The 1,142-nt window shown below is 42.1% G+C and carries 2 protein-coding genes; both read right to left on the reverse strand.

Annotated elements, in window-relative coordinates; translation table 11 throughout:
* On the reverse strand, nt 1-371 hold a 371-nt coding region (locus tag ACFIKU_RS09760; protein WP_375657387.1), incomplete at its 3' end, for a hypothetical protein.
* 20 nt (nt 372-391) lie between these two features.
* The coding region (locus tag ACFIKU_RS09765; RefSeq protein ID WP_375657388.1) for a DUF4043 family protein at nt 392-1,142 on the reverse strand (751 nt) is incomplete at its 5' end.

The raw sequence follows: 1,142 nt of genomic DNA on the forward strand, positions 1-1,142 counted from the left end.
TTCACAAATTGCACGACCACAACACACTCACCAGCATCAGTGGTTTTATCTCGTGTTGCATAAAGGGTCATTTCTTTATCCTCTGGAGTAAAAACCTTTTGGTCTGTTGGTGTAAAATCTTGCGTATTTTGGGCTTTGATATCTTTTTCGCCAAACTCATTACCGCCATAGGTGCTGCCAATCTTCAATTTCGTCTCAGAAAACGCTGTCTTCACAAACGCTTTAATTGAAGTGATCAAAGCACCACGAGGCAAAATCCCGATTTTTCGTGTAAGACGCTTCTCTTTATGCGATATGTTCAAGCGAAAAAAACTCACTTGTTGCGTAACCAAGTTTCTCCCTTGTAGGGGCTGTGGTAATCCTTCTGCCATGTTTTATTTCCTTTCCCGATTTAAGAAGGCTTTTCACCGGTACAAGTTGAAACAACAACTGTTCCAAAATCTTGCGCATGTTGTCCTCTTCCAGGCATTTGGAAACGCGTTTTCTTCATCCCTAGGATTGTTTTCGCTGCAACCCCATAGACCCGTTGATAATCATCAAGCTCTTCAACCAATTTATAGCGCGTATCTTGATTTTCTGCTCCAAAGGCAAGCATCGCACTTTGTGCACCCAGTAAAACAGCACGTCGGACATTTTCTTCAACACTACCATCGGATTTTACACCATGCGTCACATGTTCCGATTCACGTAAAATCACACCGTTATACATGCCTAATGAACCATCAAAGATCGGATTCTTCGCACGCGAACCTGAATAAGCCGCCTTTTGTATATCAAGCCACTGACCAGTCTCTGTATTGGTACGCAATTGCATAACTTGTATGGGATGAAGATACATCACGTAAACATTGGAACCACCAACACGTACTGGTCTGATTTTGGGGTTAGCCAACTTTGCAACTTTAACAGCTTCATCAATCAGCTTAAGACTAAAACCGTGTTTTGCCAGCTCTTTTACGTCTTCATCTTTCGTTTTGGCTTCTGGTCGTACAATGCGCTTACTACTTGGTGCCAATGGTGCATTAAAACCATAATACAATTCATCAAGTTCAATCTCACGCCCTTCAAATTTCATTGTAGGTGCTGTGTACCCACACACTTGCGTGAAAAACATCAAACTTAAACGGTCCGCATACCAATCA

This window comes from Bartonella sp. CM120XJJH, from assembly GCF_042194715.1.
GTDB lineage: Bacteria > Pseudomonadota > Alphaproteobacteria > Rhizobiales > Rhizobiaceae > Bartonella.